Source organism: Pseudomonas sp. fls2-241-R2A-110, from assembly GCF_030209165.1.
Lineage (GTDB): Bacteria > Pseudomonadota > Gammaproteobacteria > Pseudomonadales > Pseudomonadaceae > Aquipseudomonas.
Genome location: NZ_JARVSN010000012.1, coordinates 29,610 through 45,442 on the forward strand (window position 1 = coordinate 29,610; position 15,833 = coordinate 45,442).

General features: G+C 61.5%; 12 protein-coding genes. 11 read left to right on the plus strand and 1 reads right to left on the minus strand.

Annotation, left to right across the window (positions count from 1 at the left end):
• The first annotated feature begins 25 nt into the window (after positions 1–25).
• From QRN31_RS11090 to QRN31_RS11140, 11 genes are all read left to right on the plus strand, one after another.
• Positions 26–1,234, plus strand: coding sequence for a lipid-transfer protein (locus tag QRN31_RS11090; protein ID WP_259158204.1), 1,209 nt, complete (start codon positions 26–28; stop codon positions 1,232–1,234).
• On the plus strand, positions 1,231–2,388 hold the full coding sequence (locus QRN31_RS11095; protein ID WP_285432019.1) for an acyl-CoA dehydrogenase family protein: 1,158 nt from the start codon (positions 1,231–1,233) through the stop codon (positions 2,386–2,388). Before QRN31_RS11090 ends, QRN31_RS11095 begins: the two co-directional genes overlap by 4 nt.
• A 26-nt stretch (positions 2,389–2,414) precedes the next feature.
• The gene (locus QRN31_RS11100; protein ID WP_285432020.1) at positions 2,415–3,410 is read left to right on the plus strand and encodes an acyl-CoA dehydrogenase family protein; all 996 of its coding nucleotides are present in this window, start codon (positions 2,415–2,417) and stop codon (positions 3,408–3,410) included.
• 11 nt (positions 3,411–3,421) lie between these two features.
• Entirely contained in the window at positions 3,422–4,210 is a 789-nt protein-coding gene (locus QRN31_RS11105; protein WP_285432021.1) for a crotonase/enoyl-CoA hydratase family protein, read from the plus strand.
• Between the two features lie 167 nt (positions 4,211–4,377).
• Positions 4,378–6,210: a DUF1302 domain-containing protein gene (locus QRN31_RS11110; RefSeq protein ID WP_285432022.1), complete on the plus strand. Its 1,833-nt coding sequence runs from the start codon at positions 4,378–4,380 to the stop codon at positions 6,208–6,210.
• A 26-nt stretch (positions 6,211–6,236) separates the two neighbouring features.
• The gene (locus QRN31_RS11115; RefSeq protein WP_285432023.1) at positions 6,237–7,604 is read left to right on the plus strand and encodes a DUF1329 domain-containing protein; all 1,368 of its coding nucleotides are present in this window, start codon (positions 6,237–6,239) and stop codon (positions 7,602–7,604) included.
• A gap of 135 nt (positions 7,605–7,739) precedes the next feature.
• Positions 7,740–9,905 carry a LuxR C-terminal-related transcriptional regulator gene (locus tag QRN31_RS11120; RefSeq protein ID WP_285432024.1) on the plus strand — a complete coding sequence of 722 codons (2,166 nt, stop codon included), beginning with the start codon at positions 7,740–7,742 and terminating at the stop codon, positions 9,903–9,905.
• A 120-nt stretch (positions 9,906–10,025) separates the two neighbouring features.
• Positions 10,026–11,378 (plus strand): coniferyl aldehyde dehydrogenase, encoded by a 1,353-nt coding sequence (locus tag QRN31_RS11125; protein WP_259158193.1) that lies wholly within the window; start codon positions 10,026–10,028, stop codon positions 11,376–11,378.
• A 31-nt stretch (positions 11,379–11,409) separates the two neighbouring features.
• Positions 11,410–12,495, plus strand: a complete 1,086-nt coding sequence (locus QRN31_RS11130) for a Zn-dependent alcohol dehydrogenase (protein ID WP_259158191.1) — start codon at positions 11,410–11,412, stop codon at positions 12,493–12,495.
• A 159-nt stretch (positions 12,496–12,654) separates the two neighbouring features.
• Entirely contained in the window at positions 12,655–13,848 is a 1,194-nt protein-coding gene (locus tag QRN31_RS11135; RefSeq protein WP_285432025.1) for an acyl-CoA dehydrogenase family protein, read from the plus strand.
• Positions 13,849–13,858: 10 nt separating this feature from the next.
• Entirely contained in the window at positions 13,859–15,022 is a 1,164-nt protein-coding gene (locus tag QRN31_RS11140) for an acyl-CoA dehydrogenase family protein (RefSeq protein WP_285432026.1), read from the plus strand.
• Here the strand turns inward: QRN31_RS11140 and QRN31_RS11145 are convergent.
• The gene (locus QRN31_RS11145; RefSeq protein WP_285432027.1) at positions 15,019–15,765 is read right to left on the minus strand and encodes an SDR family oxidoreductase; all 747 of its coding nucleotides are present in this window, start codon (positions 15,763–15,765) and stop codon (positions 15,019–15,021) included. The genes QRN31_RS11140 and QRN31_RS11145 overlap by 4 nt on opposite strands.
• Between the last annotated feature and the right edge of the window lie 68 nt (positions 15,766–15,833).

The following is a 15,833-nucleotide window of genomic DNA, read 5'->3' on the forward strand; positions in this document are numbered from 1 at the left end:
CCCACTCTTTTTTCCAGGTGACACCATGAGCGAAAAAGTACTGGTTGCCGGCGTTGGCATGATCCCGTTCAGCAAACCGAGTGCCAGCCCGACCTACGTGCAGATGGGCGCCGAAGCGGTACGTCGCGCGCTCGCCGATGCCGCGATTGATTACAACCTGATTCAGGAGGCCTACGCCGGTTATGTCTATGGCGATTCCACCTGCGGCCAGACCGTGCTCTATGAAGTCGGCATGAGCGGAATCCCGGTGGTCAACGTCAACAACAACTGCTCGACCGGCTCCACCGCGCTGTACCTGGCGCGCAAGGCCATCGAGTCCGGTTCGGCGGATTGCGTTTTGGCGGTCGGCTTCGAGCAGATGCAGGCCGGCGCGCTGAAATCCCACTGGGACGACCGCCCGCCGACCCGCGAACGTTTCCTGCCGATCCTGCGCGGCCTGACCGCCGACCTGGAGGGCATGCCCCAGGCTATCCGCACCTTCGGCGGCGCCGGACGCGAGTACATGCACAAATACGGCACCAAAATGGAAACCTTCGCTGCGGTACGCGCCAAGGCCAGTCGGCATGCGGCCAACAACCCGCTGGCCCTGTTTCGCAAGGTGCTCAGCGTCGAAGACGTGATGAACGACCCGGTGATTCTGCCAGGGGTTTTGACCCGTCTGATGGCCTGCCCACCGACCTGCGGCGGCGCGGCGGCGATCCTGGTCTCCGAGCGTTTTGCCAAAAAGCACGGCCTGCGCCGTGACGTCGAAATCGTTGCCCAGGCCATGACCACCGACACCCCCGAGTCCTTTAACTTCGAAAAACCGTCGTTGCTCGATTGGGTCGGCACCCACATGACCCACGCCGCCGTCAGCCAGGTCTACGAGAAGGCCGGTGTCGGGCCCAAGGACATCGACGTGTGCGAGCTGCACGACTGCTTCGCGCAGAACGAAGTGATCTGCTACGAATCGCTGGGCTTCTGTCCGGAGGGTGGCGCCGAAAAATTCGTGATGGACGGCGACAACACTTACGGCGGGCAGATTGTGATCAACCCGTCCGGTGGCCTGCTTTCCAAGGGCCATCCGCTGGGCGCCACTGGTCTGGCGCAGTGCTACGAGCTGACCCAGCAATTGCGCGGCAATGCCGATCAACGCCAAGTCGACGGCGCACGTCTGGCGATGGCGCACAACCTCGGCCTGGGCGGTGCGTGCGTGGTCACGCTGTATGGAAAAGTCAGCGGAGGTGGCCAGTGAGCAGCTTGCTGGACGCCTTCCGGTTGACCGCGTTGCCCGCACACGCGCAAGCCTTTCGCGGCGAAGTAAAACGCTTTCTCGCCGAGCATTTGCCAGCCGTGTCGGCCGATGTCCGGGCGCGCAGCTGGACCGGTTTCAGTGCCGATTTCAGTCGCAAACTGGCCGCACGCGGCTGGGTCGGCCTGACCTTGCCACAAGCCTACGGCGGTGCGGGGTTGGATGCGTTCAGTCGTTTTGTGCTGGTGGAAGAATTGCTCTGCGCCGGTGCGCCGGTGGCGGCGCACTGGATCGCCGATCGCCAGAGCGGGCCGTTGATCCTGAAGTTTGGCAGTGACGCGCAGAAGGATTTCTACCTGCCGCGCATTTGCGCCGGCCAGGCGTTTTTCTGCATCGGCATGAGCGAGCCCAATTCCGGCTCCGACCTGGCCAGCGTGCGCAGTCGTGCTACTCGTTGCGAAGGCGGCTGGCGCCTGAGCGGGCGCAAGATCTGGACCACCAACGCCCATCACGCCGATTACATGATCGCGTTGGTGCGCACCAGCGGTGCGCCCGAGGACCGTCACAACGGCTTGTCGCAATTCATCATCGACCTCAAGCAGCCTGGCATCAGCGTGCGGCCGATTGTCGACCTGGCCGGCGATGCGCATTTCTCTGAAGTGGCGTTCGACGACGTGTTGCTCGGTGACGATGCGTTGGTTGGCGAGGAGGGCAGTGGCTGGAAGCAGGTCAACGCCGAACTGGCCTTCGAACGCAGCGGGCCGGAGCGTTTCTACTCCAGCATCGTGTTGCTCGATCTGTGGGCCGACACCCTGCGCCGCAACGGCGCCAGCGCTGCCGAGGCCTCATTGCTTGGCAGCTTCCTCACCCAACTGAGCAGCCTGCGCAACCTTTCGTTGGCGTTGACGGCGTTGCTGGCACGGGGTGAAAGCCCAGTGGTGGAGGCGGCGCTGGTCAAGGACATCGGCACTGAATTCGAACAGGCGATCCCGGCCGCAATTGCCGCTGCAATCAGCGCCGATCCGCACGCGCCGGTCGATGCCGAGTTGCACCGCACAGTCGCGTACCTGAACCAGGTTGCGCCGACCTTCTCGTTGCGCGGCGGCACCCGGGAAATCCTGCGCGGCATGATCGCTCGCGGGCTCGGGCTGCGTTGATGCACATCGAACAGGAAAACGACGACATGTTCACTGAAGCAATTGAGAAAATCCTCGCAGATTTGTGCACGCCTGCGCTGGTCCGCACGGTTGAAAACGGTCACGGCGCAACGACGCTGTGGCGTGCGCTGGAAGACGGCGGGTTTCTCGAGTTATTGACCCCGGAAGACGCCGATGGAGCAGGGCTGACACTGGCGGCGCTGTTCCCGATTTTCCTCGCCTTCGGTCGTTATGCGCTGCCGGTTCCGGCGGCGCAGAGCATTGCCGCGCGAGCCTTGATGCGCGACTGCCCGCAAGCCCTTCCGGCTGGCATGTTGACGTTAGCCGGCTCGGCCCATCTCGACGCCGCTGACGGGCTGTGCGCGCCGCGAGTCGCCTACGGACTGTTGGCCGATTTTGCAGTGGTGAACCTGAGTGGCGAACTGTTGCTGCTTGATTGCCGCCAGGCACGGCGCGAGCCGAATGGCGTTCACGGCAGCCAGTGCGCCACGTTGTATTGGTCGGCGGAACACGTCGGCACTTCGCTGGGTAACAACGGCGAACAGGTCCGCGTGTTCAACGCCGCGATCCACGCCGCTGCGATGGCGGGTGCCATGGAGCGGGCGCTCGACATGACGCTGGAGTACTGCAACGACCGGGTTCAGTTCGGCAAGGCCATCGGCAAATTCCAGGCCGTCCAGCACCAACTTAGCGTGATGGCGGAGCAGGTTGCCGCCTCGCGAATCGCCGCTGAACGGGCCTTTGCCGCAGAGCACTCGGTACCGGAGTTGATCCCGGCAGCCATCGCCAAGGCCCGGACCAGCATGGCGGTGCCACAGGTGACCGCCACCGCTCATGCACTGTTCGGCGCCATCGGCGTGACCGAAGAGCTGGACTTGCAGCTGTTCACCCGACGCCTGCACGAGTGGCGCGTCAGCGAAGGTTCGGAAGCGTACTGGAACGGGATCGTCGGTCGGGCGCTGTTGGCGCAGCCCGGCGAAACCGCCAGCGAATTCACCCGTCACCTCACCCCATCCGCTTGAGGACTTCACCCATGAGTCAGTTTCTGAAGTACGAACAGGAAGGACACATCGTCACCCTGACGATGAATGACCCCGAGCGGCGCAACCCGTTGACCGGCAACAGCGCCGTGCCTGAATTCCTTGAAGCCATCGAGCGGATCGAGCGCGACAGCAGTGTTCGCGCCGTGATCATCACCGGTGCTGGTACGGCGTTTTGCTCCGGCGGCAACGTTCGCGACATGGACCGCTACGCGCAAATGTCCGGTATGGCGTTGCGTCAGGAATACCGCACCGGCATTCAGCGTTTGCCATTGGCGCTGTTCAATCTGGAAGTGCCAGTGATTGCTGCCGTCAATGGCGCGGCCATCGGCGCCGGTCTCGACCTGGCGTGCATGTGCGACATCCGCGTGGCCTCTGAACAGGCGAAGTTTGCCGAGAGTTTCGTCAAGTTGGGGATCATTCCGGGCGACGGTGGGGCGTGGTTGTTGCCACGGATCATCGGTTTGTCCCGCGCCACCGAACTGACCCTGACCGGGCAAATGATCGATGCGCGGCAGGCCGCGGAATGGAACCTGGTGTCCCGCGTGGTGCCGGCCGAAGAGTTGCTGGACAGCGCACGGGAAATCGCCGCGGCGATTGCCGCCAACCCGCCGCATGCTGTCCGCCTGGCCAAGCGTCTTCTGCGCGAAGCCTTGCATACGCGACTCGATACGCTGCTGGAAATGTCGGCGAGTTTTCAAGTGATGTCGCACCAGACCGCCGATCACCGCGAAGCCGTGGCGGCGTTTATCGAGAAGCGGCCGGCGACGTTTACCGGCTGAGTGTCACCGTGCGTAACGCCGGCTGAGCAGCCCTCAAACCGGATCGTTACGCCACCCGAAATACCGACGAAAACACTTCATCCAAATCACCCATTCGGGTGTCAAGACCTCACCGGCGCCTCGTTAGCATGGGGCTCCAACACGTCATCCTTAACCGGGGAAACCGCATGACAAAAACAACAATGCGCGGAGCCTTCCAGCCAAGTCTGCTGGCCGTCGCTGTAACGGTTGCCATCTGCGTCAGCACTCAAGCTCACGCCGTTGATTTCAACATCGGGGAGATACAGGCGAAGTTCGATTCGTCGCTGTCGATTGGCGCCAGTTGGGCGACTGCCAATCCGGACAAGCAGTTCATTTCCAACTTCAACTCCCAGGGCGTCACCGGTGGCAAATCCGCGTCCCGGACCACCGACGACAACCGCCTGAATTTCAAGAAGGGTGAAACCTTCTCGAAAATCTTCAAGGGCGTGCATGACCTGGAGCTGAAATACGGCGACAGCGGTGCCTTCGTACGTGGCAAGTACTGGTATGACTTCGAGCTGATGGACGAGAGCCGTCCGTTCTACGACATCAATGATTCGGGACGCGATCGCGCGGCCAAGTCGTCCGGTGCAATGTTTCTCGACAGCTTCGTCTACCACAACTACACGATCGGCGATCAAGTCGGCAACGTGCGCTTGGGCAAGCAGGTAGTGAGCTGGGGCGAGAGCACCTTTATCGGCAACTCGATCAACAGCATCAACCCGATTGACGTGGCCGCACTGCGTCGCCCGGGCGCGGAAGTGAAGGAGGGCCTGATCCCGGTCAACATGTTCTACATGTCCCAAGGGCTGGCCGACAACATCACCGCCGAAGCGTTTTACCAGCTGCAATGGGATAAATCGGTGGTCGACAACTGCGGCACGTTCTTCGGCAGCGACGGCGTCCCCCAAGGCTGTGACGACCGCCTGGTGATCGCCGGCCTCGACCTGCCGCCCGGTGTGGCGAAGAACACCGGCAGTCTGGCGGCCATCGCCGCGGGCACTGACGACGCTTACATTCCGCGCCTGAAAGACAACGATGCGCGCAACAGCGGCCAGTATGGCCTGGCGTTGCGCTGGTTCGTCCCGGAGGCGAACGACACCGAGTTCGGCGCCTACGCGATGAACTACCACAGCCGCAGCCCGTTCTTGAGCATCAACCAGATGAGCAGTGCGGCAGGCGGCGTTGTCTCGGCGCGCAGCACCCGCTATTTCATCGACTATCCGGAAGACATCCGTCTCTATGGCCTGAGCTTCCAGACCAACGTCGAGGGCGTTTCACTGGGTGGCGAAGTCAGCTATCGGCCGAACATGCCGCTGCAATTGAACACGGCTGACTTGTTGTCGGCAGCCACGTTCGGCGCAACCTCGCCGCTGATCACCACCGGTTTTGCCGGTCGCACGCTGGGCGCCGAGGTCAATGGCTACAAGCGCATGCCAGTGACCCAGGCACAAGTCACCGCGACGCAGTTCTTCGACCAGGTGCTGGGCGCCAGTCGTCTGACCGTGGTCGGCGAGGTGGGTTACAACCATATCAGCGGCCTGGGCAAGGCCGACGGTTCCGACCTGCGCTTCGGACGCAGTCCGGCCTTCGGTTCCGGCGAGCTGCCGGGTGCGGCTGGCGCAGCGACCTGCCGCGGTACCGCAGTGGGCCTGCCGAATGCCAGCAACCCGGCGCAGGAATGCAACGACGATGGCTTCTACACCAGCAACAGCTGGGGCTATCGAGTGCGCGGCAAGCTTGATTACCCGAACGTGATCGCCGGTATCAACCTGTCGCCCAACATCGCCTGGTCCCACGACGTTCAGGGTTATGGCCCGAACTTCGATGAAGGTTCCAAAGCGGTCAGCGTCGGCGTGGATGCCGACTACCTGAACACCTACAACGCCAGCCTGAGTTACACCAACTACTTCGGCGGCGATTTCAACACCAACGTCGACCGCGACTACGTTGCGCTCAGCTTCGGCGTGAATTTCTGATGCTCCCCTGGCAGAGGTATTTGAACATGAATGCACGTTTTATCCTGCGCGCTGGCGCACTGAGTCTGTCACTGCTGGCCAGCAGCGTGATTGCTGCCGTTTCACCCCAGGAAGCTGCTCAGCTGGGCACCACGCTGACTCCGTTGGGCGCGCAAAAAGAGGGCAACGCCAACGGCAGCATTCCGGCCTGGACCGGTGGTTTGAAACCCGGTGCCGCGCCGCTCGATAATGGTTTTCTCGGCGATCCGTTTGCGAGTGACAAACCGGAATTCGTCATCACCGCGGCGAACGCCGAGCAGTACAAGGACAAGCTGACACCGGGCCAACTGGCGATGTTCAAGCGCTACCCGGACAGCTACAAAATCCCTGTGTTCAAGACCCAACGCACGGCGTCGTCCCCGCAGAACATCTACGACATTGCCAAGAAAAGTGCGGTGACCACCGAGCTGACGCCCGACGGCAACGGCTTGCTGAACTTCTCGCAAACCCGTTACTACCCGTTCCCGATTCCGAAAAACGGCGTGGAAATCTACTGGAACCACACCAACCGCTATCGCGGCGGCAACATGGAGCGCCAGGCCGCTCAAGCGGCACCGCAAACCAACGGTTCGTATTCCATCGTCGAGTACGACGACAAACTGGCGTTCCCGCAGTTGATGGAAGGCGTCGAAGCCGGGCAGGGCGATAACGTCCTGTATTACTACAAGCAGGAAATCACCGCGCCGTCGCGCATGGCTGGCAGTGTGATCCTGATTCACGAGACCATCGACCAGGTCAAGGAACCACGCCTGGCGTGGGTCTACAACGCCGGCCAACGCCGCGTGCGTCGTGCTCCGCAAGTGGCGTACGACGGTCCGGGCAATGGTTCCGACGGCATGCGCACCGCCGACAACACCGACATGATGAACGGCGCGCCGGATCGTTATGACTGGAAACTGGTTGGCAAAAAGGAGTTGTACATCCCGTACAACAACTACCGTTTGCAGTCGCCGAAAGTGAAGTACGACGACATCATCAAACCAGGGCATATCAACCAGGACCTGACCCGCTATGAGCTGCACCGGGTCTGGCACGTCGAGGCCACCCTCAAGCCGGGTCAGCGTCATGTCTACGCCAAGCGTGACATGTACTTCGACGAAGACACCTGGCAACTGGCCGAAGTCGATCACTATGACGGCCGTGGTCAGCTGTGGCGCGTGGCCGAAGGGTATGCGATCAACGATTACGAGCGTGGGTCGCCCAACTTCGCCATGCTCGGGATCTACGACCTGATCGCCGGTCGCTACAACGTGTTGGCGATGACCAACCAGTCCAAGCATGCAACGACTTACGGCATGACCGCGAAGATGACCGATTTCACCCCCTCGGCACTGCGTAACGCCGGCATCCGCTGACCGTTCGTCCCCGCTGAAACCAACGCCCTGTCCGCAGGGCGTTGTGCGTTGCGGTGATCACCACCTGATGCGGGTGGCGCATTCACGATGGGCTCGCTCAATGATGGCTTCCTCACACGACTCACGAGGTCCGCCATGTTTGTGCCACGGCCGCATCTGTGCAATTTACTCCAGCGCGAACGGCGTCGCTTGCAACTGCTGTGCGCGCCTGCCGGGTATGGGAAAACGGCGTTGTTGCGTGAGTATGTGCGGGGGGCGCGCGGGCGGGTGGTCTGGATGAGTCTTGGCGGGCAGTCGCAATCGCTGGCGTCTTTGTGCGCATTGCTGGCGGGTGAGCTTGGCGTAGCTCCCGACACCAGGCCAGATGCATTGATCGAGTTGACCGGGCTGACGTCATCGCGAGCAGGCTCGCTCCCACAGTTGACCGCATTCCGTTGTGGGAGCGAGCCTGCTCGCGATGGGAGACTTCCAGGAGACGAATCTTCAAAGGTTCGGCTTGTCTTCGATGACTTGCCAGCCGAAATGCCCGACGACCTGAACCACTGGTTCGATCAACTCCTGTCTCTGGACAACCCCCACCTGCAAGTGCTGGTCACTTGCCGCCAACGCCCCGACTGGAACCTGCCGCGCCTGATGCTTGCAGGCGAGTTACTGGAGCTGGGTGCCCGGCAACTGGCACTGCGCCCGGATGAATTCGAATCGTTGGTCAGCTTGATTGCGCCGCACACCGACACCGCTTCACGGGAAAGCCTGTGGCACGCGACAGGTGGCTGGTGTGCGGGTGTTCGATTGCTGCCCTCGGCCTTGCTCGGCCAGTACCTTGAACGTGAACTGCTGTCACGCTTGAGCGATGAACAGCAAGAAGTCCTTTTTTCCCTGGCCCATTTGTCCAAGGCCAGTGTGGAGTTGTGCGAGCAGCTTTGGGAAGGACAGCAAGGTGCTCAACGGTTCCAGAGTCTGCTGGATAGCCAGGCCTTCATGTTCCCGATCGACCATCAACCCGGCTGGTTTCGGTTACTGCCTGCCGTGGCGAATGCACTGCAAGGCCGGCTTGGCGGCGTTGCGTTGAACCGGTTGCGCTTGCGTGCCTGCCGGTTGCTCAGCGTCCTGGGGCATGTCGATGATGCCGTGGAGCAAGCGCTCAGTGCGGATCAGCCCGAGGTCGCCGCCAATTACATGGAGCGCTTGTGGTTGAGCTGGATTTTGAATGAGCGGCATCTCGGGCAGTTCATGGACTGGCGCGAACGCATCGATCCGCAGTTGCTGCAAAGCAGTCCGCGCTTGATTTATTTGTGCGCCAAGGCCTTGTTGTTCAGTGGGCGGCTGGATGAAGCCGAAGCGTGCCTGCAACGCCTGGGACGCTTTTTGCCGATGCCCGATCCGCAGCGTAATCAGCGCTTGTTGGCGAACTGGCAGGCGTTATACGGGACCTTGCACGCATTACGCGGCAACGCCGAACCAGCGCGACGGCATTGCCATGCCGCCCTGCGAGACCTGACGGCGCAGGATTGGCTGTCGGTGTTGTTGTGCCACTGCACGCTGGCGCGCATCGCCATGAAAACCGGTGAACTGAATGAGGCTCAGGTGCTGTTGGAGCATTCGCTGGAACTGGCCCGGCGTCATGGCAACCGTGAGGCGGAAGTGTTGGTGAATACCGACCGGGTTCAGTTGATGATGCTTCAGGGGCAATCGGGGCTGGCGCAATCGTTGTTGCGCACCGAGCTTGCACAACTGAATGTCAGGCGAACCCAGCCTTATCCATTGATCGGTCGACTGCTGTTTCTGCAAGGCGAGTGGCTGTTGCAACAAGGCCGCCTCGTTGAGGCCGAGCAAGTGGCGCAGTCGGGCTTGTTGCAGGTACGCGATTGCTGCGCGCCGTTCGTGTTGAATGGCTACCTGCTGTTGTCCGAGATCGCCTCGCGCAATGACATCCCTGAAAAGGCTCATCTGTTGTTGTACGAAGCCGAACGGCGCATGCATTGGGCCAAGATCGACCGTGCGTTCTTCCAGGCTCCGCTCGCTGAGCAAAAAGCCCGGATGCTGGCCCGCGAACAGGGCGAAGACGGCGACAAACCTGTGCGCGCCACCGCCGTGACCGATTACCAGGATGGCCTGACGCCCCGTGAGGTGTCGGTGCTCAGGTTGCTGGCCGAAGGCATGTCGGTGCGCGAAGTCGGCAGCCGCCTGTTCATTTCAGTGAACACCGTCAAGACCCACGCCAAGAACATTAACGTCAAGCTCGGCGCCTGCCGCCGCACCCAAGCCATCAACAGCGCCAAAGCGATGGGGATTCTTGCCTGAAACCGTGACCCACCTGATCCGGGTGGCGGCGTGATGCGAGTGATGGTCAACCATGCAGCTTGACCCGACGCCATGCTGCGCACTCGCGCTGGTGTCCCGACAACAACAAGAGAGGTAGTGATGAGCGCCATCGAAAGTTGGACCAGCACCGACATCCGCACGATCCTGGAAAAACAAAGGGCGGCCTTCCTGGCGAGCGCACCCTACACCGCCGAGCAGCGCGGTGAATTGATCGACCGGGCAATCAACTTGTTGCTCAATCACGAGCAGGAAATCATTGACGCCCTGACGGCCGACTTCGGCCATCGCAGCCCGGCCTTTTCCAAGGGCAGCGAAGTGCTGGCGCCCCTGGCATCGCTCAAGCAAGCCAAGGCACGCCTGGCCGAATGGATGCAACCCGAAGCGCGTCACACCGAGCAAGGCCAGGCCTGGGTTCAATACCAGCCGTTGGGCGTGATCGGCATCGTCACCGCGTGGAACGTGCCCGGCTACATGGTGTTCAGCGGTCTTGCCGGGGCGTTGGCCGCTGGCAACCGGGTGATGATCAAACCGTCGGAGTTCACCCCGCATACATCGGCACTGATTGCACGGTTGATCCGTTCGGTCTATCGCGAAGAGGACGTAGCGGTGGTGCTCGGCGGTGCGGACGTCGGGCAGGCATTCTGCGGCCAGCCGTTCGACCATTTGCTGTTTACCGGCGCCACCAGCATCGGCAAGCACGTGCTGCGTGCAGCCGCGGAAAACCTGGTGCCGGTGACCCTGGAACTGGGCGGCAAATCACCGACCATCATTTCCCGCACCGCCGACTTCAAGAGCGCCGTGACCAAGGTCGTTGTCGGCAAGTTGCTCAACGCCGGCCAGCTCTGCGTGGCGCCGGACTACGTGTTCGTGCCGCAAGAGTCGGTGGATGCCTTCATCGGTGTGGCCAAAGCAGTGGCCGCCGGTTTCCTCCCGACCCTCAAGGACAACCCCGACTACACCTCGATCATCAATTCGCGTCATCTCGAACGTTTGCAGGGCTATCTGAATCAAGCACGCGAGGCGGGCGTCGAGTTGATCGAGCTGAACCCGGCGGGTGAGGATTTAAGTGACGCGGCGCACAACAAAATCGTGCCGACGCTGCTGCGCAACCCTGGCGATGATTTGCAGGTGATGCAGGACGAAATCTTCGGCCCGCTCCTGCCAATCAAACCGTATGAAACCCTTGATGAGGTGATCGCGTTCATCAATGCACGGCCACGTCCATTGGCGCTGTATTACTTCGGCAACGACGACGCTGAAGAGGCGTTGGTGCTCAACCGCACGTGTTCCGGTGGCGTGACCCTCAACGGCGTCATGAGCCATGCCAGCGCTGAAAACCTGCCGTTCGGCGGCGTTGGCCACAGCGGCATGGGCGCCTATCACGGTATCGATGGCTTCCGCACCTTCAGCCACGCCAAGGCTGTATTCCGCGCGCCGGGCCAACCGGCCTGAATTCCCTAACGTCACTGTCGAGAAAAATCATATGAAAGCTGCCGTTTTCCATCAGGTGGGCGCCCCGCTGGTCATCGAAGAAGTGGGCATCAGCAAGCCGGGTCCGCGTGAAGTGCTGATCCGCACAAAAGCAGTCGGTGTTTGCCATTCGGATTTACATGTCATCGATGGCTCGTTCCCGTACCCAGGCCCGCTGGTGCTGGGCCACGAAGCCGCTGGCGTGGTCGAGCAGGTCGGCTCCGAAGTGCGTTCGGTCAAGCCGGGCGATCACGTGGTCACTTGCCTGACCGTGTTCTGCGGTCATTGCGAGCATTGCGTGACCGGGCACCTGGCGCGCTGCGTATCGCCGGAAACCAAACGTGGCAAGGACGAGGAATCGCGCCTGACGTACGTGCAAAAGCCGATCCCGCAATTCGTCAACCTGTCGGGTTTTGCCGAACAGATGCTGGTGCACGAAAACGCCTGTGTGGCGATCCGCCGGGACATGCCGCTGGACCGCGCCGCGCTGCTGGGTTGCGCCGTGACCACCGGCACCGGCGCGGTGTTCAACACCGCCAAAGTGCGTCCGGGCGAAACCGTGGCTGTGATCGGTTGTGGCGGGATCGGCCTGGCCGCCATCAACGGCGCGGCGCTGGCCGGGGCAGGGCGGATCATCGCCATCGACATGCTTGATTCCAAACTGGAACTGGCCCGTCAGTTCGGCGCCACCGACGTGATCAACGGCAAAGACGGCGATGCGGCCAAACAGGTGCTGGAACTGACTCGCGGCGGCGTGCACCACGCCTTCGAATGCATCGGCCTCAAGCAAACCGCCGAACAAGCCTTCGCCATGCTCGCGCGCGGCGGCACCGCAACGGTCATCGGCATGCTCAAGCCGGGTTTGAAAATCGAGCTGGACCCGTTGCAGTTGCTGCACGAACGGCGCATCCAGGGCTCGCTGATGGGCTCCAACCGCTTCCCGGTGGACATGCCGCGCCTGGTGGACTTCTACATGGCCGGCAAGCTCAAGCTCGACGAAATGATTTCCCAGCGCATCAAGCTGGAGCAGATCAACGAGGCGTTTGACGAGTTGCGTCGGGGTGAGTTGGCTCGCTCGGTGATCATTTTCGACGAGTAATCCCCGGGGAGATATCTCTGTGACCCTTGTGGGAGCGAGCCTGTTCGCGATGAGGCCGGCTCACCCAACATAGAGGGCGACTGACAAACCGCTGTCGCGAGCAGGCTCGCTCCCACAGGTTTTGAGCAGTGCACACCCAAGCGTTTTTGGAGTTGATTGATGGACTTAGATTTCACGCCGGACGAAAGCGCCTTTCGCGATGATATTCGCGCCTGGCTGCGCGACAACTTGCCCAGCGAATTCGCCCAGCGCATTTCACTGGGCAAGCGCTTGAGCAAAGCGCATCAGGTGCAATGGATGCAGACACTCAACCGCCAAGGCTGGTTGGCCCCGGCCTGGCCGGTCGAGTTCGGTGGCACGGGTTGGAGCGACGTGCAAAAGCACATTTTCGACGAAGAGTGCTTCGCCGCTGGCGCGCCGAAAGTGTCGTCCTTCGGGTTGAAAATGGTTGCGCCCGTGATCATCAAATTTGGCACCCCCGAGCAGAAGGCCTACTTTCTGCCGCGCATTCTCACGTGCGAAGACTGGTGGTGTCAGGGTTACTCCGAACCAGGTGCAGGCTCCGACCTGTCTTCGCTGAAAACCCGTGCGGTTCGCGAGGGCGAGCACTATGTGGTCAACGGCCAGAAAACCTGGACCACCCTGGCGCATTTCGCCGATTGGATGTTCTGCCTGGTGCGCACCGATGCGCAGGCGCAACAGCAGCGTGGCATTTCCTTTTTGCTGATTGACATGAAAACCCCGGGCATTACGGTTCGGCCGATCATCACCCTCGACGGCGAGCATGAAGTCAACGAAGTGTTCTTCGACAACGTGCGCGTGCCCGTGCAGAACCTGGTGGGCGAGGAAAACCAGGGCTGGACCTGCGCCAAGTATTTGCTGACCCACGAACGCACCAGCATCGGCGGCATTGCGCAGAACAAGGCGTTGCTCAATCGCCTCAAGCACATCGCCAGTCAGGAAGTGCGTGACGGTCGCCCATTGATCGAGGATCCCTTGTTTCGCCCCCAGGTTGCCGAGGTCGAGATGCAGTTGATGGCCGCCGAAATGAGCAGCCTTCGTACCTTGGCGGCCGTTCGTGACGGTGGAGTGCCCGGTGCGGAAAGCTCGTTCCTTAAGATCAGGGGAACCGAGATTCGCCAGGCCATCACTTACCTGATCAGCAAGGCCGTGGGCCCTTACGCGCTGCCGTTCATTGAGGACGAATTGGGCTATGGGGATGAAGCGTTGCTTTACACCGACTACAGCAGCGCGGCCACTTATCAGTACCTGGATGCGCGCAAGGCGTCGATCTACGGCGGGGCCAACGAAATCCAGAAGAACATCATCGCCAAAATGATTCTTGAACTGTAAGGGGCCGAGCATGGACTTCAAATTGAATGAAGAGCAGCTGATGCTGCAAGACACGGCGGCGCGCCTGGTGCGTGACACCTATGGTTTCGAGCAGCGCGAACAGTACCGCAACACTGAACATGGCTTCAGCGGCCCGTTCATGCAGCAACTGGGTGAGCTTGGGTTATGCGCCGTGCCATTCGCTGAGGCGTACGGTGGATTCGGCGGCGGCGGTGTGGAGAACATGCTGATCATGACCGAGCTGGGGCGCGCGCTGTGCCTGGAACCGTACTTGCACTCGGTGATTTTCGCCGGTGGCCTGGTCGCGCAGTTGGGCACCGAGGCGCAAAAACAAGCGCTGTTGCTACCACTGGGCAACGCCAGCCTGCAAATGGCGGTGGCGCTCGACGAACCGCAAAGTCACTACCAGTTGCATGACGTTCTCACTACCGCCGAACCGGTCAATGGCGGTTGGAAACTCAATGGCCGTAAGTCGGTGGTGGTGGGCGGTCAAAGCGCCGGGCTGATTCTGGTCTCGGCGCGTACCAGCCACGGCGAGCGGGACGAGAAGGGCATCAGCCTGTTTTTGCTCGATCCACAAACCCCCGGCGTGCGCCGTCGCGCGTTCGCCACCATGGACGGGCGCATGGCCTGCGAGCTTTACCTTGAGGATGTGTTCGTCAGCAGCAACGAGGTATTGGGTGACATGGGCCAGGCGTTGCCCGCGCTGCGATACCAGCAAGGCCGCTGCATCGCGGCGCAATGCGCCGAGGCAGTGGGCAGCATGGAGGCGGCTTGTGCATTGACCCTCGATTATTTGAAGACCCGTAAGCAGTTTGGGCAGCCGATCGGCAAGTTCCAGGCGTTGCAGCATCGCATGGTCGACATGCGCATCGAACTGGACCAGGCCATCTCAATGACCCTGCTGGCGGCCTGCGTGGCCGATCAAGCCGACACTGACGAGCGCAGCCGCACGCTCGCGGCGGCCAAGTTCATCGTCAGCCGCGCCAGCCGGTTTGTCGCTGATCAGGGCATTCAGCTGCATGGCGGTATCGGCCTGACCTGGGAATACGTGCTGTCACACCACGCCAAGCATCTGCTGATGGTGGCTCGTCAATGGGGTGACGATGACCATCACCTGCAGGCTTACGCGAAGCTGATGCAGGTCAGTCCCGCCGGCCAGCAGGTCGCCTAGGTGCTCTTCAGCCAGTCCTCAAACCGGGTCGCGCCGACGATGGGGTTGGCGCCCGGTGTCAGCGACTGGTCATTGATCGGCGCACCGAAGTAAGGAACCGTGTCGTCCGCGACGGTCTGGCGCGGGTCCTTGGTGTGTTTGAGGTAGTCGCTGGCGAACTCCACGAGCGGGCGTTTATCGGGGCCCGCCACTTCGACGGTCTGATTGATCGGCGCCTTCAACGCAATTTCCGTCAGTGCCGCCGCGACGTCGGCCGACGCCACCGGTTGCAACGCGGCGGACGTCAGGTGGAGGGTGTTGCCTTCCTCGCGCCCGGAATGCGCAATGGCATGGATAAACTCGAAGAATTGCGTGGCCCGCAGGATGGTGTAGGGAATGCCTGACTTTTTGACGAGCTTTTCCTGGGCCATTTTTGCCCGGAAGTAACCGCTGTCGAGCAGGCGCTCGGTGCCGACAACGGAAAGGGCGACATGGTGTTTGACGCCGTCGATCTTCTCCGCCTCGAACAGGTTGTGCCCGGCGGTCTCGAAAAAGTGCAACGCGGCGTGGTCCTCGAAGGAGGGCGAGTTCGCTACGTCAACGACCACGTCCGCGCCTTTCAATGCCTCTGTCAGCCCCGCGCCGCTGATGACATTGACGCCGGTACTGGGAGACGCCGCCAGGGCTTCATGTCCCAGATCCTGCAGGTTTTTGCACAGTTTGCTACCGATCAAGCCTGTGCCGCCGATGACGACGATTTTCATGTCCGGTCTCCTGATACGGTGTGTGCCTGGACAATTAAACACCCGCCTGGGCGCAAGCATCGGTCGCG